Here is a 16,645-nt window from a genome sequence, read left to right as displayed (position 1 = left end):
TCTGGTCCGACCCCATCGCGGGCAAGCCCGCTCCCACAGGTTTTCTGGTGCACACAAGATCTGTGTGGGAGCGGGCTTGCCCGCGATGGCAGCGACTCGATTTAAAGGCTCACGCCGCCAACAACCGAAACGCCTTGTCTTTCAACACAGCCAGATCAATCACCGGCACATGCATCTCCTTGGCCTGTTCATCCCACTGGCGCATGCGCAAACTGACTTTGCACAACGGGTCCTGCTCGAAGGCATCGGCTTCGGCCTCGGTCATCACCCCACCCTGATACTCCAGGGTCCGGCGACTGGCTTCGCTCAGGCGTTCGTAGTACCCAGGTTCCCTGAGTGTCAGATAACGCTTGGCCTGGACGTGGTACTCCACCAACCGGGCCATGCGCTCGCTGAAGCCGGCATTGCGCAAATAATCGGCGCCCAGCCGTTCGTGGCTGACCACGCCGTAGCCGCCCATGTGCTCGGCACCCTCGGCGCAGATGTGCCCGATATCGTGGAAGAACGCCGCCAACACGACTTCGTCGTCGAAGCCTTCGGCTATCGCACATTGGGCGGCCTGGGACATGTGCTCGATCTGCGACACCGGCTCGCCGATGTAATCGCTGTCGCCAAAGCGTTCATAGAGAGCGAAGACCTTGGCGACGGTTTGTTCATGGCTGTGCATCAGAAGTCTCCCGATCAGTGAGATTTGTGGTGAATGGTAGACCGCTTTCGCGAGCAAGCCCGCTCCCACAAGGATCACCAATACCCTGTGGGAGCGGGCTTGCCCGCGATGAGGCCTGTCAGACTGCGGAGATCTTACTTGGCCGCCACTTTCTCGGACTTGCCATCATAACGCTTGCGCCATTCGGTCAGGATCTCGTCGCGGTTCTTCGAGGCCCAGGCGAAGTCGTTCTTGATCAGGCGCTGTTCGTAGTCGGCCGGCAGTTCGGTCTGCGGCTTGGCGATGCCAGGCTGGGCGAGCACGGCGAAGTTTTCTTTGTAGAGTTCCATCGCCTCGGGGCTGGCGGAGAAGTCAGCCAGTTTTTTCGCGGTTTCCTCGTGGGCCGTGCCCTTGATCACCGCAGTCGCTTCGATTTCCCAGCCCAGGCCTTCCTTCGGCAGGATGATGTCCAGCGGTGCGCCCTGGCGTTTCAGTTGAACGGCCGGGTATTCGAAGGAAATACCGATCGGGAATTCACCCGCAGCCGCCAGTTTGCAAGGCTTGGAACCGGAGTGAACGTACTGGCCGATGTTCTGGTGCAGGCCGTCCATGTAGGCCCAGCCCTGCTTCTCGCCGAAGGTTTGCAGCCAGGCGCTGACGTCGAGGAAGCCGGTGCCGGACGATGCCGGGTTCGGCATTACGATCTTGCCTTTGTACTCAGGCTTGGTCAGGTCTTGCCAGCTCACGGGTTTGCTCAGGCCCTGCTTTTCGGCTTCGACGGTGTTGAAGCAAATGGTCGCGGCCCAGACGTCCATGCCGACCCAGGCGGGCGGGTTGGCGGCGTCGCGGTAGTTGGCGCCGATCTTGCCCAGGTCCTTCGGTGCATAGCTTTGCAGCATGCCCTGCTGGTCGAGGATCGCCAAGCTGGAAGCCGCCAGGCCCCACACGGCGTCCGCCTGCGGGCGGGCTTTTTCGGCGAGCAACTTGGCAGTGATGATGCCGGTGGAATCACGTACCCATTTGATTTCGACGTCCGGGTTGGCCTTTTCGAAGGCTTCTTTATAGGTTTTCAGCTGTTCGGCTTCGAGGGCGGTGTACACCGTCAACTCGGTTTTCGCCGCAAAGGCGTTCAGGCTGAAAGCGGTGAGGACAGCGGCGGCCAGGGCCATAGGCTTGAACATGATCTTTTCCTGTATTTGAGTTGAGGGTGTGAATCAGTGACCGGGCGCGGTCTGCCGCCAGGCCTGGGAGCGGCGCAGCAATCCGCGCGAGGCCCAGGCCAGCAGCAGGGACACGCCCGCCGAGGTGAACAGAATCAGGGTCGACATCGCCGCCGCGCCGCCGACGTTGCCGGCGTCGTCCATGTTCAGCACCGCCACCGCAGCGAGGATGGTGTCGGGGCTGTAGAGGAAGATCGCCGCCGAGACGGTGGTCATGGCCGAGACGAACAGGTAGCGCACGATGTCCAGCAAAGCCGGCAGGCAAATCGGCACGGTGACGCGCAAGTAGTGGCGGTACAGCGGCGCCTTGAGCGACAGCGCGGCGGCTTCGAACTCGGCATCGAGTTGACGCAATGCGGTGGTGGCGGTCATTTGCGCGGTGGTCAAATAGTGCGCAATGGTGCAGACGATCAGCAGGGTCATGGTCCCGTACAGCACATGCAGCGGGTTGCCGGTGAGGTTGAAGAAGAAGACATAACCCAACCCCAAAACCAGGCCCGGCACCGCCATCGGTACGAAACTGAGCATGCGCAAGGTCAGGTTCAGGCCGCGCTGACCCCTGGTTTTCTCCATCAGGTAGGCGCCGGTGAAAATCAGCAGGCTGCCGATCAATGCCGTGCCCAAGGCCATCTTCAAGCTGTTGCCGTAGGCCAGCCAGCCACCACCGGCGGTTTCATTGAACTGGTAGTGGTTGAGCGACAGCGACAGGTTGTACGGCCAGAACTTCACCAGGGACGAGAACACTGCCATGCCAAACACCAGCAGCAGCACAGCGCTGATCAACAGGACGATGGCCAGGTAGCAAGCGTCGCGCAGTTTCGATGGCGCAGGCTTGAACACCTGGGCACGACCACTCATGGAGTCGCCGTGACGGCGACGCAACCAGGCATCGACGCCAAAGCTGAACAGCGCCGGCAGCAACAACACCATGCCGATCAAGGCACCGCGGCCGAATTGCTGCTGGCCAACCACGGCTTTATAGGCTTCCAGCGCCAGCACTTGATAGTCGCCACCGACCACCACCGGAACCCCGAAATCAGTGATGGTCAGGGTGAACACCAGGCAGAACGCAGCGAAAACCGCCTGACGGGTCGCCGGCCAGGTGATGCTGCGGAACGCTTTCGCCGGACTGGCGCCCATGCTTGAAGCCGCATCGAACAATCGCGCATCCGCCAGGGACAATGCCGACAGAAGAATCATCAAGGCGTGCGGGAAGGTGTAGATCACCTCACCCAGAACAATGCCCCAGAAGCCGTAGATGTTGTCCGAGAGCAGGCCACGCAGCATGCCCTGGTTGCCGAACAGGTAAACCAGCGCAATCCCGGGCAGCATCGACGGCGCCATCAATGGCAGCAGGGAAATGCCACGCCAGAGGCCTTTACCCGCAATCATGGTGCGTTGCAGCGCGTAGGCAAACAGGTACGCCAGGGGTACGACAATCGCCGCGACGCTGAGGGAAACCTTCAGACTGTTGCCGAGCAACCAGTGGAAGTTCTCGCTGGTCACCAGTTCTTTCGCAGCAACCCAACCACCACCCTGCCCGGCTTCAGCGCTGAAACCACGCCAGAAGATCGCCAGCAACGGCATCAATACGGCAACACCCAACAACACCAGCAGAAGCACTTTGCCGCCGACCACGAACAGCCGGTCACCGATCTCGGCACGGGAAGTCTGCCGAACCTGCTTGTGTGGCAGCGGCAGCGCGATGTTCGCGCTCATCAGGCAAACACCTGCAGGCTGCATGGCGGCAAGGCGACCATGATCTGCTGGGCGCCAAGGCGCGGCATGGCTTCCGGTGCCAGTTCCGCCAACAGCGCATGGCCCGGCAAATGATCGAGTTCGAAGCTCATGCGGCAGCGGTTGCCGAGGAAGGTGATCTCACGAACCTTGGCCGGGAACAGGTTTTCCTCGTGCACCAGCGGATTGACGTTGATCGCTTCGGGGCGGCAGAACAAGCGGCCCGAGGCGGTCTTGGCGCTGCCGTCGGCCAGGCGCATGTTCATCCCGCCGACCTGGGCGTGGCTGTCGCTGCTGCGCTGGAACGGCAACCAGTTGCCCTGGCCGACGAACTCCGCCACGAACGGCGTGGCCGGGCGGTTGTAGATTTCCTGCGGCGTGGCGTACTGCTCGACTTTGCCGTTGTTCATCACGGCGATACGGTCAGCCATCAGCATGGCCTCGTCCTGATTGTGGGTCACCATCAGGGTGGTGATGCCGAGGTTGCGTTGCAGCTGGCGCAGTTCGGTGCACAAATGCTCCCGCACCCGGGCATCGAGGGCCGACATCGGCTCGTCGAGCAGCAACAGCGAAGGCGCCGGGGCCAGAGCGCGAGCCAGTGCAACCCGCTGCTGCTGACCACCGGACAACTGACCGGGATATTTTTTCTCGCTGCCGCCCAGGCCGACCAGTTCCAGCATCTGACCGACACGCTGGCGAATCTGGTCGCGACCATTGCCGGCGAGGCCGTAGGCAATGTTCGCTTCGACGGTGAGATTGGGAAACAACGCGTAGGACTGGAACAGAATGCCGTAGTCCCGCGCCTGGGGAACCAGGTGGGAAACGTCGCGGTCACCCAGGTACAACTCGCCGCTGTCCTGTTTTTCCAGGCCGGCGATGCAGCGCAGCAAGGTGGTCTTGCCACAGCCCGACGGCCCCAGCAGACACACCAGCTCACCGGCCGCCACGTCGAGTGAAACGTTATCCAGCGCCGTGAAAGCGCCAAAACGTTTATGTATGCCGCGCACCTTCATCGGTGCGCCGGGGTTGGTCAGGGCAGTTGCGATCGAGTTGCTCATGGACGGGCCTCATCTGGCAGATGAAGGCCATCCTAGGGTTGTAATGCTTCCGTCATATGGCAGCGAGGCAAAAACGGCTGATAGTGGTATTGGCAAATTTTAGAGTGCCGGTGGAGTTCGACAGGAGCGTTGTGCGTCTCAAATAAATACTCATCCAAACCACAATAAACATATATTTAATTACGCAAACTTCCAACGAAATAAAACAATACAAACCTCATACATAAACACCCTACAAAATCTCGCCCTCAACAAATACACTCCAACCATCAACCCCAAAACATTGAGAGACATCATGACGCCAACTGAACAACTTCTTTCCTTTACCGGAACATTAAGCTTTGATGGAAAATCGGTTGTCTTGAATTACAATCGCCTTATAAGCTATATCACGGATCAAAACACTCCTGCCAAAAAACGTGAATCTTTTATAAAACAGCTGGAAAGAATTCCCGAGCACGTTGTAACTGACCTCAACATGGAGCCGGAGTTACTTTACTTCCAACGCGACGGCGACCGTTATTTGATCAGGACACGAGGGCCAGGTCGATACAATGACCATTTACTGAGTCTGGAAGGCAGCGAGCGGTTACTATCCGCTTATTCCGGTACGAATCCGACCGGTTATTACGTCAGTCTTGTTCGAGGCAATGGCGGTAATTTTACAGTAGAAAACACATTAACCGACCAGCACACCATTTACATTCTCGCCGGAGGACGCAGACATCTATATAACTACCGTCTTCCCGGCTTCTCTGCTGCCTTCACTGACGAGTATGAAGAGGATTTAGAGCTCGCTGCCTTTCAACTAACCATAATTGATCGAAACGTCGCCCCGTAGGTTAAAACCGTAGTGCACACCTGATTATCAACAACCTGAAACTTCCTGCGCCAACCCAAGGAACGCCGCCGGCAACCGCGCGCCCTTGCGTTCCTTGAGGCAATACAGGTATTCGGGAATCTGCGGTGCTTTCTCGATGGTCAGCACCCGTAGTTGCGGGTCATGGGGTACTTCCTGGCGGGCGATGATGCTGATGCCGATGTTGCGCAGCACCGCTTCGCGGATCGATTCGCGGCTGCCGATCTCCAGCAGCGGCCCGAAACTCACTCCGGCGCTGGCCAGCAACTCTTCGGTCAAGCGGCGGGTGGTCGAGCCCGGTTCGCGCATCAGCAGGGTATGCCCGGCCAGGGCGCCAAGTGGTACGTGATCATAAACCGCCAGTGGATGATTGCGATGCACCGCCAGCACCAGCGGATCGCTGCCGAGCACCCGGCGAATCAGGCGCGCGTCATCGAGCAGCTGCGACGATGCCGCGACATCGACCCGGTAATCTTCCAGCGCTTCGAGCACCTGCTGGGAGTTGCCGATTTCCACCGACACCTCCACCTGCGGCAAGCGCTCGCGAAAGGTTTTCACCAGGTCGAGGATGTAATAGGGCGCCGTGGCGGCAATGCGCAATGTGCCCTGGACCTGGCCGCAGTTGCGCAGGAAAAACTCGATGTCGGCTTCCTGCTGCATCAGCACCTTGACCATCGGCAACAGCCGCGCGCCCTCCTCGCTGACGCTCAGACGCCGACCGCCACGGTAGAACAGCTCGACCGAATACTGACTCTCGAGGTTGCGGATCTGCGTCGTCACCGTCGGCTGGCTCAGGCCAAGCTTTTTGGCAGCCTGGGTAATGCTGCCCAGGCGGGCCACCATGTAAAACGCCTTCAGCTCGGCACTCAGCACAACCGCCCCTCATTCTTTACTTGCGCAGCAGGCGCAAACCGTTGAACACCACCAGCAAACTCACGCCCATGTCGGCGAACACTGCCATCCACATGGTAGCGACCCCGGCGAAGGTTACCCCAAGAAAGATCGCCTTAATGACCAACGCCAGGGCGATGTTCTGTTTGAGGATGCTCGACGCCTGCCGCGACAGGCGAATGAATGCCGGGATCTTGCGCAGATCATCGTCCATCAGGGCGACATCGGCGGTTTCTATCGCGGTATCGGTGCCAGCGGCGGCCATGGCGAAACCGATCTCGGAACGCGCCAGTGCAGGCGCGTCGTTGATGCCGTCGCCGACCATGCCGACCCGGTGCCCCTGGGCATAAAGGGCCTCGATAGACTGCAGTTTGTCCCCCGGCAACAGGTCGCCCCTGGCTTCGTCGATGCCGACCTGCGCGGCAATGGCCTGCGCGGTGTGGACGTTGTCGCCGGTGAGCATCAGGGTTTTGATGCCCAGGTCATGCAGTTGCTCGATGGCTTCGCGACTGGACGCCTTTACCGTATCGGCAACAGCGAACAGTGCCAAAGGACCAGACGAATCAAGCAGCAGCACCACCGACTTGCCCTGCTTTTCCAGGGCAAACAGTTTTTCTTCCAGCGCTGGCGAGCACAGGCCCAGATCTTCCACCAGACGATGGTTGCCCAAATGATACAGCTGGCCGTTGATCTCACCGCGAACACCGCGCCCGCCCAGGGCTTCGAAGTTATCCACAATCAGCGCCGCGGTTTGGTTGTCCACAGCCGCTTTGGCGATGGCCAGGGAAACCGGGTGATCCGAGCGTCCGGCCAGCGCGGCGGCAATGGCCGGCGCCGATGCATCGGCGGTCGGGTCCAGCGACAGGTAATCGGTCTGCACCGGCTTGCCGTGGGTGATGGTGCCGGTCTTGTCCAGGGCCAGGTAGTCGAGCTTGTAACCGCCCTCCAGATAGACGCCACCCTTGACCAGGATCCCTTTGCGCGCCGCCGCCGCGAGGCCGCTGACGATGGTCACCGGCGTGGAAATCACCAGCGCACACGGGCACGCCACTACCAGCAGCACCAGCGCCCGATAGATCCAGTCGAACCACAACGCGCCCATGAACAGCGGTGGGATGACCGCCACGGCCAGCGCAAGGACAAACACTGCCGGGGTATAGATTTTCGAAAATTGATCGACGAATCGCTGGGTCGGCGCTCGCGCGCCTTGGGCCTGTTCAACGGCGTGGATGATGCGTGCCAGGGTTGAATTACCCGCGGCGGCAGTGACCGCGTACTCAAGGGAACCGGCCTGATTGATGGTGCCGGCGAACACTTTGTCGCCGACGGTTTTCTCCACCGGCAGGCTTTCCCCGGTAATGGGCGCCTGATCGATGGTCGAACGCCCGGAAAGCACTTCGCCGTCCAGTCCAATGCGTTCGCCGGGACGCACACGCACCCGCGCGCCGATTTCGATGATTTTGACATCCTGCTCGACCCAACTGCCGTCGGCCTGCAACACCGTCGCCTGCTCCGGCGCCATCTGCATCAGCCCGCCGATGGCATTGCGCGCACGATCCAGGGAGCGAGCCTCGATCAGCTCGGCCACGGTGAACAGGAACATCACCATCGCCGCTTCCGGCCATTGACCGATCAGGACGGCACCGGTGACGGCAATGCTCATCAGCGCGTTGATATTCAGATTGAGGTTCTTGAGCGCGATCCAGCCCTTTTTATAGGTGCCAAGACCGCCGCTGAGGATGGACACCAGCGCAATGACCGCGACCACCCAATCAGGTGCGGTAGCGGTGAAGTGGATGACTTCCGCCAGCAATGCGCCCGCGCCGGACAACGCCAATGGCCACCAGTGTTTCCTGTCGGGTTTCGCTGCCGGTGTTTCAGCCCCCTGTTCCAGCGGTTCGGCGTGCATACCCAGGGACTTGATCGCCTCGATGATTGGCTCGGTGCCTGGCAAATCGTGGGTCACGCCGAGCACCCGGTTGATCAGATTGAACTCCAGCTGCTGCACGCCTGTCAGCTTGCTTAGCTTATTCTGGATCAGCGTCTGCTCGGTCGGGCAGTCCATCGCCTCGATGCGAAAGCTACTCAGACGGGCACCCGCCGTCGGCGATTCGCTCAGCGTGACCCGCGCAGGCGCTGCCGTTCTTGATGAGCAGCAAGCGTCGCCGTGACCGCCATGGTCATGTTTGGGCAAGGGCCGGAGCTTAACGCTGATTTCATGTTCGGCCACAGGTTTGTGGGTATGCTGAGAATCGCTCATTGGTTGCGTCCATAAGAGTGCCTGTTGCCCAGTAAAGACCCTGTAGCCACTACAGGGTCAAGCACCCATTTTGGAGTTTTGGAGATTGTCGTCATGAAGATTGGAGAATTGGCGAAACTCACGGACTGCGCCGTAGAGACGATCCGCTACTACGAGCGCGAGAACCTTCTGCCGGAACCGGCCCGCAGTGACGGCAACTATCGCGTCTACACCCAGGCCCACGCCGAGCGCCTGACCTTCATCCGCAACTGTCGCACCCTCGACATGACCCTCGAGGAAATCCGCAGCCTGCTGGCATTTCGCGACAGTCCCCAGGACCAGTGCGAAAGCGTCAACGCACTGATCGATGAGCACATCCACCACGTCAAGGCGCGGATCGACGGCCTACTGGCCTTGCAGGCACAACTGCTCGACCTGCGCCAACGCTGCGGCGAGGGGCCGGGTATCGATCAATGCGGGATTTTGCAGCAGTTGGAAGTGAGCGGCGGGGTTGTGGCGACAGAGGCTGAGCATTCCCATGTCGGCCGTAGTCACGGCCACTGAGAACACCACAAATCCCTGTGGGAGCGGGCTTGCCCGCGATAGCGGTATGTCAGTCACATCAATGTTGGATGTGCCGCCGCCATCGCGGGCAAGCCCGCTCCCACAGGTTCAGGCGTTGTACTTCAGACCGCCATCGGCGCGGTCATTGGCGCGTGGTGCTCGTAGCCTTCCAGCGAGAAGTCGCCCGGCTCCACCAGCTCCAGCCATTCCGGCTGATACACACCTGTCTTGGCAAACTCCGGCACACGGTCGGAAATCACCAGTTTCGGCATCGGGAACGGTTCACGCTTGAGCTGTTCGTTGAGCATGTCCAGGTGATTTTCGTAGACGTGCGCATCACCGATGAAATAGGTGAACCAGCGTGGCGTGTAGCCCGTCAGCCGACCGATCAGGCTCAGCAGCGCGGCGCCTTCGGTGAGGTTGAACGGCGTGCCCAGGCCCAGGTCGTTGGAGCGGATGTAGAGGGTCAAAGAAATCTCTTTGGTCTCGACATTCGGGTGGAACTGGTACAGCAGGTGGCACGGCGGCAAGGCCATTTCATCGAGTTGGGCGCAGTTCCAGCCGTGGAACAGGATGCGACGGCTGCCCGGGTCCTTGATGATGGTGTCGACGCACTGGCGCACCTGGTCGATGGCCTTGTACAGCACCACATAGGCCTGGCCGTTTTCTTCGCCTTCGGCAATCTGGCGGTAGCCTTGCTTCAGGGTTTGCTCGATGGCGGCCGGGTTGCTGAGCGGAATCTGCTTGTACGCCGGCCATTTGCGCCATTGCACGCCGTAGATTTCGCCAAGGTCGTCTTCGCCCTGGCGGAACGGGTTGGCCAGCCACTGGGCGTTTTCGTTCGCGTTCTGGTCCCAGACCTTGCAGCCCAGGGCACGGAATTCGGCAGCGTTGTTCACGCCACGCAGGAATCCGCACATTTCGCCGATGGCCGATTTAAAGGCCATCTTGCGCGTGGTGATCGCCGGGAAACCTTCCTGCAGGTCATAACGCAGCATCGCACCGGGAAAGCTGATGGTGTTCACGCCGGTACGGTTGGCCTGCTTGGTGCCGTTCTTGATGACGTGGGCGACCAGTTCGAGATATTGCTTCATGAGTTACCTGTGTCCTTGAACCCGCAGCCATCGCTGCGGGGTTCGAATTTTATACGGCTGCCGCTGGCGTTGCCGGGGCGCGGTGATACGCCAGCCAGATCAGGACCAGGCCGCCGACGATCATCGGCAGGCACAGCACCTGGCCCATGGTCAGCCAGTTCCAGGCCAGATAGCCCAGCTGCGCGTCCGGTACGCGGACGAACTCGACGATGAAACGGAAGATGCCATAGAACAGTGCGAACATCCCCGATACCGCCATGGTCGGCCGCGGCTTGCGCGAGAACAACCAGAGGATCAGGAACAGCGCCACACCTTCGAGGGCGAACTGGTACAGCTGCGAGGGGTGACGCGGCAACTGCGCCGGGTCGCTGAACGGCGGGAAGATCATCGCCCACGGCACGTCGGTCGGCTTGCCCCACAGCTCGGCATTGATGAAGTTGCCGATACGCCCGGCCCCCAGGCCAATCGGCACCATCGGCGCAACGAAGTCCATCAGCTGGAAGAACGACTTGTTGTTCTTTTTACCGAACCACAACGCCGCCAGCATCACGCCGATGAAACCGCCGTGGAACGACATGCCGCCCTTCCACACTTCGAAAATCAGCGTCGGGTTGGCCAGATAGGCGCTCAGGTCGTAGAACAGCACATAACCCAGGCGTCCGCCGACGATCACCCCCATCGACATCCAGAACACCATGTCGGAGAGCTTCTCCTTGGTCCAGGTCGGGTCGAAGCGGTTCAACCGGCGGGAGGCCAGCAGCCAGGCGCCGCCGATGCCGATCAGGTACATCAGGCCGTACCAGTGGATTTTCAGCGGACCGATGGCCAAAGCCACCGGGTCGATCTGCGGGTAAGGCAGCATTGCGACTCCTCGTTAGAGTTCAAATCTCAAAAATTCCCGGGCGACGCTGCCACCTCAGGATTAAGCCAGGATTGCGCTGTGCGTCAGAGCAGATGCTTCAGACTAGAAAGTTCAGGCCGACGCAGAACAGCAAAGCGGCAAACAGCCTTTTCAGCAACCTCGGCGACAACCTGTGGGCCAGTCGCGCGCCCAAACGGGCGAACACCATGCTGGTCAGGGCAATGCCCAGCAGCGCCGGTAAATAAACAAAACCGAGACTATGGGCCGGAAGCAACGGATCGTGCCAGCCCAGAATCATGAAACTTAATGCACTGGCCAGGGCAATCGGCAGCCCGCAGGCCGATGAAGTGGCCACGGCTTGCTGCATCGGTACGCTGCGCCAGGTCAGGAATGGCACGGTCAACGAACCGCCGCCAATGCCGAAAATCGCCGATGCCCAGCCAATCACGCTGCCGGCCACGGTCAGACCGAGTTTGCCCGGTACGGTTCGGCTGGCCTTGGGTTTGACCTCCAGTGCCAATTGAGCGGCGATCACCAGGGCAAATACACCAATGAGTTTCTGCAGGTTGGGGCCGGAAATCGCTTCCGCCGTCAAGGCGCCGAACCCGGCACCGATCAGAATGCCGACAGTCATCCACATGAAGATCGGCCAACGCACGGCGCCACGGCGGTGATGCTCGCGTACCGCGTTGACCGAGGTAAAGATGATCGTCGCCAGGGACGTCCCCACCGCCAGGTGCGTGAGGATCGACGGATCGAACCCTTGGGCCTTGAAGCTGAACACCAGCACCGGAACGATGATGATCCCGCCACCCACGCCAAACAGCCCGGCAAGCACACCTGCACAGGCGCCGAGCGCCAGATAGAGCAGAAATTCCATGGTTGTCCCGCCCGCATCCCCAAAACCGGAGCGGCATGGTAACGGATGCATGGCCTCAAGCTCCACTGTGCAAGGCGATGGATCGATGAGCGATGTCTGCGTAGAGTGGGCAAAAAACACACAAGGACTCCCTTATGTGCCTGATTGTTTTTGCCTGGCGCCCGGGCCATGCCCAGCCGCTGGTCGTGGCGGCCAATCGTGATGAATTCTACGCCCGCCCCAGCCTTCCTCTGGCGCCATGGCCCGAAGCGCCGCACGTGCATGCGGGCCGTGACCTCGAGGCCGGTGGCACCTGGCTCGGTGTTGGCGCCAACGGACGCTTTGCGGCGCTGACCAACATCCGCGACCCCCACCGACCGCCAGGGCGCAAGTCTCGTGGGGAGCTGGTCGCGCGATTTCTCACCGGGGAACTGACAATTGACGACTACTTAGCCGACGTTGTCGACCGTTCGCTGGAGTATGGTGGCTTTAACCTGCTGGTCGGCAATCCCCATGAGCTCTGGCACTTCAATCAACGGGAATCGGAAGCCGTCATGCTGGCCCCGGGGGTCTACGGGTTATCCAATGCCGGGCTGGATACACCCTGGCCGAAACTGCTCAAGGCCAGGGCGGCGTTGAGCGAGGTGCTGGATGATCCGCAGCCTCAGGCACTGCTGGCGTTATTGAGCGATGCGCAGACCGCGCCGTTTGCCGAGTTGCCCGACACCGGAGTGGGGCTGGCGACCGAGACGTTGCTATCGAGTGTGTTCATCGCCAGTCAGAGTTATGGGACTCGGGCGAGTACGGCGTTGATTGTGCAGGCGGATGGCACGCGGCATATCGTCGAACGCAGCTTCGGGCCGTATGGCGGGCATCTTGGGGAAGTGGAGATTCTGGTTTAGCAGCGCCTGGACGGACGCTATCGCTGGCAAGCCAGCTCCCACAGGGCTCTTCGGCGAACACACATTTTGTGAACACCTGAAAAACCTGTGGGAGCTGGCTTGCCAGCGATAAGGCCAGCAGGGTTTAGAGGGGCTTGATAGCCGCCGGATTGATCATCCGCGCCAACCCAAGGTTCTTCAGCGCCAGTTGCAGCGAGCTGTGGATAACCTGCGGGTTGTCGATGGTCATCAGCTCGGCCAGCAATTCCCTGGCCTTGCTCAGGTTGATCTGGCGCAGCATCCACTTCACCTTCGGCAAGTTGGTGGCGTTCATCGACAGGCTGTCGAAACCCATCGCCATCAACAGCACGGCCGCGGCCGGGTCACCGGCCATTTCACCGCAGATGCTCACCGGCTTGCCTTCGGCATGGGCGTCGCGCACTACGTTCTGCAAGGCCTGAAGCACCGCCGGGTGCAGGTAGTCGTAAAGATCGGCGACCCGCGGGTTGTTACGATCCACGGCCAACAGGTATTGGGTCAGGTCGTTGGAACCGACCGACAGGAAGTCCACCTGCCGCGCCAGTTCCTTGGTCTGGTACACCGCCGCCGGAATCTCGATCATCACGCCAATCGGCGGCATCGGCACGTCACAGCCTTCGTCGCGCACTTCGCCCCAGGCACGGTGGATCAGGTGCAGCGCTTCTTCCAATTCATGAATGCCGGAGATCATCGGCAGCAGAATGCGCAGGTTGTTCAAGCCTTCGCTGGCCTTGAGCATGGCACGGGTCTGCACCAGGAAGATTTCCGGGTGGTCGAGGGTGACGCGAATGCCACGCCAGCCGAGGAACGGGTTGTCTTCCTTGATCGGGAAGTACGACAGTGACTTGTCGCCCCCGATGTCCAGGGTGCGCATGGTCACCGGTTGCGGGTGGAACGCGGCCAGTTGTTCGCGGTAGATCGCCAGTTGTTCCTTTTCGCTCGGGAAACGCTGGTTGATCATGAACGGCACTTCGGTGCGGTACAGGCCCACGCCTTCGGCACCACGCTTCTGCGCCCGCGCCACGTCCGCCAGCAGGCCGGTGTTGACCCACAGCGGCATGCGGTGACCATCGACCGTGATACACGGCAGATCGCGCAGCGCATCCAGCCCGAGGGCCAATTGCTTCTCTTCCTCGACCACTTCGGCGAACTGCTTGCGCAGCACGTCACTCGGGTTGGTGTAGACCTCGCCATGGTAGCCGTCGACGATCATCTGGATGCCGTCGACCTTGGAGTACGGCAGGTCGACCAGGCCCATCACGGTCGGGATCCCCATGGCGCGGGCGAGGATGGCGACGTGGGAGTTACCGGAACCGAGCACCGACACCAGGCCGGCCAGCTTGCCTTCCGGCACCTCGCCGAGCATCGCCGGCGTCAGTTCTTCGCTGACCAGAATGGTGTTGTCGGGGTAGACCAGGGTTTGCTGGCGCTCTTCCTGCAAATAAGCCAGCAGACGCCGGCCGAGGTCCTTGACGTCCGAGGCGCGCTCACGCAGGTAGGCGTCGTCCATCAATTCGAAACGGTTGACGTGATCGGTGACCACCTGGCGCAACGCGCCCTGGGCCCACTGACCGGTCTTGATCACGGTGGTGACTTCGCTGCCCAGCGCGGCATCGTCGAGCATCATCAGGTAGACGTCGAACAGGGCCCGCTCTTCCGGGCGCAACTGCGTGGCAAGCTTGGCCGACAACGCGCGCATGTCGGCGCGCACGCCTTCGATGGCGGTCTTGAACAGCCCGAGTTCGGCGTCGATGTCGGTGATGGTCTTGTCCGGCACCACGTCCAGGTCGGCCGGCGGCAGCATGACCACCGCCGTGCCCACTGCCGCACCCGGCGAACCCGGTACGCCGACGAACTTGGCTTCCTGGATGCCTTTGCCCTGACGACCGAGGCCTCGGATCGAGCCGGTGGCTTCGGCGTGGGCGATAACGCCGGCGAGCTGCGCGCTCATGGTCACGAGGAAGGCTTCTTCACCTTCATCGAACTGACGACGTTCTTTTTGCTGAATGACCAACACGCCGACGACGCGGCGGTGGTGAATGATCGGCGCCCCGAGGAATGAGGCGAAGCGTTCTTCACCGGTCTCGGCGAAGTAGCGATAGCGCGGGTGGTCCGCAGCGTTTTCGAGGTTCAGGGGTTCTTCGCGCGTACCGACCAGGCCAACCAGACCTTCGTTGGGTGCCATGCTGACTTTGCCGATCGAGCGCTTGTTCAAGCCCTCGGTGGCCATCAGCACGAAGCGGTTGGTCTCGGGGTCAAGCAGGTAGACCGAGCAGACCTGGCTGCCCATGGCCTCTTTGACGCGCAACACAATAATCCCCAACGCCGCCTTGAGATCCTTGGCGGAGTTAACTTCCTGGACGATCTTGCGCAGCGTATTGAGCATGGCTCGGGGTCGAACTCCGTCGTCAGTCGCGCGCTAAAAGGCGCGGGGCAAGCTCTTTGAGAGCGCGTCGATACACCTCGCGCTTGAATGTCACCACCTGGCCCAACGGATACCAATAGCTGACCCAGCGCCAGCCATCGAATTCCGGTTTACCGGTCAAATCCATCCGCACCCGCTGCTCGTTTGAGATCAGGCGCAGGAGAAACCATTTCTGTTTCTGGCCGATGCACAGCGGTTGGCTGTGGGTACGTACCAGACGTTGCGGCAAACGATAGCGCAACCAGCCCCGGGTGCAGGCGAGAATTTCAACATCTTCGCGCTCCAGGCCTACTTCTTCGTTCAGCTCGCGGTACAAGGCGTCTTCCGGCGTCTCTTCGGGGTTGATTCCCCCCTGCGGAAACTGCCAGGCATCTTGATTGATTCGGCGAGCCCATAGCACCTGGCCGGCGTCATTCGTCAGAATGATCCCGACATTGGGGCGAAAACCATCGGGGTCGATCACGGCAACAACCTCGCAAACGCATGTCGCCGCATTGTTCCACAAAGGTTGTTAAGGCGGCAACGAAGGTTCCTACCTTATGTGCACTCTTGTGAAAAGACCGTATTCTTGTCGCCTTTTTACTGACTTTTCAGCGGGTAACTGCAATGCGCCTGGCTTTATTCGATTTGGACAACACCCTCCTGGGCGGTGACAGCGATCACGCTTGGGGCGATTACCTGTGCGAGCGCGGCTTTCTCGACGCCGTCGCCTACAAGGCACGCAACGATGCGTTCTACCAGGATTACCTGGCCGGCAAACTGGATAACGCTGCTTACCTGAACTTCTGCCTGGAAGTCCTCGGGCGTACCGAAATGGCTACGCTGGATCAGTGGCACAGCGACTACATGCGCGACTGCATCGAACCGATCGTACTGCCCAAGGCCATTGAGCTGCTGGCCAAGCACCGCGACGCCGGCGACAAACTGGTGATCATCACCGCCACCAACCGCTTCGTCACCGGGCCGATTGCCGAGCGCCTGGGCGTCGAAACCCTGATCGCCACCGAATGCGAAATGGTCGACGGCCGCTACACCGGACGCAGCACCGATGTGCCGTGCTTTCGCGAAGGCAAGGTGACGCGGTTGAATCGCTGGCTGGAAGAAACCGGGTTTACGCTGCAAGACAGCTACTTCTATAGCGACTCGATGAATGATTTGCCGTTGCTGGAGCAGGTGACGAATCCGGTAGCGGTTGATCCGGACCCGAATCTGCGGGCCGAGGCTGAGAAGCGTGGTTGGCCGGTGATCAGTCTGCGCGGCTGAAATTGCTT

At 60.6% G+C, this 16,645-nt stretch carries 15 protein-coding genes; 4 read left to right on the top strand and 11 right to left on the bottom strand.

Annotated features, from left to right (window positions below):
• Positions 1–109: 109 nt before the first annotated feature.
• From KW841_RS02050 to KW841_RS02035, 4 genes are all read right to left on the bottom strand, one after another.
• Positions 110–667, bottom strand: coding sequence for a phosphonate degradation HD-domain oxygenase (locus tag KW841_RS02050; RefSeq protein WP_218473237.1), 558 nt, complete (start codon positions 665–667; stop codon positions 110–112).
• A gap of 134 nt (positions 668–801) precedes the next feature.
• Positions 802–1,827 carry a putative 2-aminoethylphosphonate ABC transporter substrate-binding protein gene (locus KW841_RS02045; protein WP_218473235.1) on the bottom strand — a complete coding sequence of 342 codons (1,026 nt, stop codon included), beginning with the start codon at positions 1,825–1,827 and terminating at the stop codon, positions 802–804.
• Between the two features lie 33 nt (positions 1,828–1,860).
• A complete protein-coding gene (locus tag KW841_RS02040; RefSeq protein WP_218473234.1) occupies positions 1,861–3,585 on the bottom strand; it encodes a putative 2-aminoethylphosphonate ABC transporter permease subunit in 1,725 nt (574 codons plus the stop codon).
• The gene (locus KW841_RS02035) at positions 3,585–4,661 is read right to left on the bottom strand and encodes a putative 2-aminoethylphosphonate ABC transporter ATP-binding protein (RefSeq protein ID WP_218473233.1); all 1,077 of its coding nucleotides are present in this window, start codon (positions 4,659–4,661) and stop codon (positions 3,585–3,587) included. The genes KW841_RS02040 and KW841_RS02035 overlap by 1 nt, the downstream gene beginning before the upstream one ends.
• 295 nt (positions 4,662–4,956) lie before the next feature.
• On the opposite strand from KW841_RS02035, the gene KW841_RS02030 reads away from it, so the two are divergent.
• Complete coding sequence (locus KW841_RS02030) at positions 4,957–5,502, top strand: hypothetical protein (RefSeq protein WP_007976425.1); 546 nt, start codon at positions 4,957–4,959, stop codon at positions 5,500–5,502.
• Between the two features lie 27 nt (positions 5,503–5,529).
• Here KW841_RS02030 and KW841_RS02025 read toward each other — a convergent pair whose 3' ends face one another.
• Both KW841_RS02025 and KW841_RS02020 read right to left on the bottom strand, forming a co-directional pair.
• Positions 5,530–6,393, bottom strand: coding sequence for a LysR family transcriptional regulator (locus KW841_RS02025; RefSeq protein ID WP_218473232.1), 864 nt, complete (start codon positions 6,391–6,393; stop codon positions 5,530–5,532).
• Positions 6,394–6,409: 16 nt separating this feature from the next.
• Positions 6,410–8,671 carry a heavy metal translocating P-type ATPase gene (locus tag KW841_RS02020; RefSeq protein WP_218473231.1) on the bottom strand — a complete coding sequence of 754 codons (2,262 nt, stop codon included), beginning with the start codon at positions 8,669–8,671 and terminating at the stop codon, positions 6,410–6,412.
• Between the two features lie 93 nt (positions 8,672–8,764).
• On the opposite strand from KW841_RS02020, the gene cadR reads away from it, so the two are divergent.
• The gene (gene cadR / locus KW841_RS02015) at positions 8,765–9,214 is read left to right on the top strand and encodes a Cd(II)/Pb(II)-responsive transcriptional regulator (RefSeq protein WP_104450177.1); all 450 of its coding nucleotides are present in this window, start codon (positions 8,765–8,767) and stop codon (positions 9,212–9,214) included.
• A 122-nt stretch (positions 9,215–9,336) separates the two neighbouring features.
• Here cadR and KW841_RS02010 read toward each other — a convergent pair whose 3' ends face one another.
• The 3 genes from KW841_RS02010 to KW841_RS02000 form a co-directional block, all read right to left on the bottom strand.
• The gene (locus KW841_RS02010) at positions 9,337–10,308 is read right to left on the bottom strand and encodes a thymidylate synthase (RefSeq protein ID WP_007976417.1); all 972 of its coding nucleotides are present in this window, start codon (positions 10,306–10,308) and stop codon (positions 9,337–9,339) included.
• 49 nt (positions 10,309–10,357) lie between these two features.
• On the bottom strand, positions 10,358–11,170 hold the full coding sequence (gene lgt / locus KW841_RS02005; RefSeq protein WP_007976415.1) for a prolipoprotein diacylglyceryl transferase: 813 nt from the start codon (positions 11,168–11,170) through the stop codon (positions 10,358–10,360).
• A gap of 97 nt (positions 11,171–11,267) precedes the next feature.
• A complete protein-coding gene (locus tag KW841_RS02000) occupies positions 11,268–12,050 on the bottom strand; it encodes a sulfite exporter TauE/SafE family protein (protein ID WP_033048041.1) in 783 nt (260 codons plus the stop codon).
• A gap of 134 nt (positions 12,051–12,184) precedes the next feature.
• Here KW841_RS02000 and KW841_RS01995 point away from each other — a divergent pair, with 134 nt between their 5' ends.
• Positions 12,185–12,931 carry an NRDE family protein gene (locus KW841_RS01995; RefSeq protein ID WP_218473230.1) on the top strand — a complete coding sequence of 249 codons (747 nt, stop codon included), beginning with the start codon at positions 12,185–12,187 and terminating at the stop codon, positions 12,929–12,931.
• Between the two features lie 124 nt (positions 12,932–13,055).
• Here KW841_RS01995 and ptsP read toward each other — a convergent pair whose 3' ends face one another.
• Together ptsP and KW841_RS01985 are read right to left on the bottom strand one after the other, a co-directional pair.
• The gene (ptsP, locus tag KW841_RS01990) at positions 13,056–15,335 is read right to left on the bottom strand and encodes a phosphoenolpyruvate--protein phosphotransferase (RefSeq protein WP_007976410.1); all 2,280 of its coding nucleotides are present in this window, start codon (positions 15,333–15,335) and stop codon (positions 13,056–13,058) included.
• Between the two features lie 22 nt (positions 15,336–15,357).
• Positions 15,358–15,837 carry an RNA pyrophosphohydrolase gene (locus KW841_RS01985; RefSeq protein WP_003229203.1) on the bottom strand — a complete coding sequence of 160 codons (480 nt, stop codon included), beginning with the start codon at positions 15,835–15,837 and terminating at the stop codon, positions 15,358–15,360.
• A 143-nt stretch (positions 15,838–15,980) separates the two neighbouring features.
• Between KW841_RS01985 and KW841_RS01980 the strand changes: the two genes are divergently transcribed.
• Positions 15,981–16,637, top strand: a complete 657-nt coding sequence (locus KW841_RS01980; RefSeq protein ID WP_218473229.1) for an HAD family phosphatase — start codon at positions 15,981–15,983, stop codon at positions 16,635–16,637.
• Positions 16,638–16,645: the final 8 nt, after the last annotated feature.

The organism is Pseudomonas sp. PDM28 (assembly GCF_019219115.1).
GTDB classification, from domain to species: domain Bacteria; phylum Pseudomonadota; class Gammaproteobacteria; order Pseudomonadales; family Pseudomonadaceae; genus Aquipseudomonas; species Aquipseudomonas laurylsulfatiphila.
The sequence above is the reverse complement of the archived record's forward strand: the minus strand, read 5'-3'. Positions and strand labels throughout refer to the sequence as shown.

Excerpts from the sequence above, each read along its gene's own strand:
- KW841_RS02050 (WP_218473237.1), bottom strand. The coding sequence starts at position 667 with ATGCACAGCCATGAACAAACCGTCGCCAAGGTCTTCGCTCTCTATGAA.
- KW841_RS02045 (WP_218473235.1), bottom strand. The coding sequence starts at position 1,827 with ATGTTCAAGCCTATGGCCCTGGCCGCCGCTGTCCTCACCGCTTTCAGC.
- KW841_RS02040 (WP_218473234.1), bottom strand. The coding sequence starts at position 3,585 with ATGAGCGCGAACATCGCGCTGCCGCTGCCACACAAGCAGGTTCGGCAG.
- KW841_RS02035 (WP_218473233.1), bottom strand. The coding sequence starts at position 4,661 with ATGAGCAACTCGATCGCAACTGCCCTGACCAACCCCGGCGCACCGATG.
- KW841_RS02030 (WP_007976425.1), top strand. The coding sequence starts at position 4,957 with ATGACGCCAACTGAACAACTTCTTTCCTTTACCGGAACATTAAGCTTT.
- KW841_RS02020 (WP_218473231.1), bottom strand. The coding sequence starts at position 8,671 with ATGAGCGATTCTCAGCATACCCACAAACCTGTGGCCGAACATGAAATC.
- cadR (WP_104450177.1), top strand. The coding sequence starts at position 8,765 with ATGAAGATTGGAGAATTGGCGAAACTCACGGACTGCGCCGTAGAGACG.
- KW841_RS02010 (WP_007976417.1), bottom strand. The coding sequence starts at position 10,308 with ATGAAGCAATATCTCGAACTGGTCGCCCACGTCATCAAGAACGGCACC.
- lgt (WP_007976415.1), bottom strand. The coding sequence starts at position 11,170 with ATGCTGCCTTACCCGCAGATCGACCCGGTGGCTTTGGCCATCGGTCCG.
- KW841_RS02000 (WP_033048041.1), bottom strand. The coding sequence starts at position 12,050 with ATGGAATTTCTGCTCTATCTGGCGCTCGGCGCCTGTGCAGGTGTGCTT.
- KW841_RS01995 (WP_218473230.1), top strand. The coding sequence starts at position 12,185 with ATGTGCCTGATTGTTTTTGCCTGGCGCCCGGGCCATGCCCAGCCGCTG.
- ptsP (WP_007976410.1), bottom strand. The coding sequence starts at position 15,335 with ATGCTCAATACGCTGCGCAAGATCGTCCAGGAAGTTAACTCCGCCAAG.
- KW841_RS01980 (WP_218473229.1), top strand. The coding sequence starts at position 15,981 with ATGCGCCTGGCTTTATTCGATTTGGACAACACCCTCCTGGGCGGTGAC.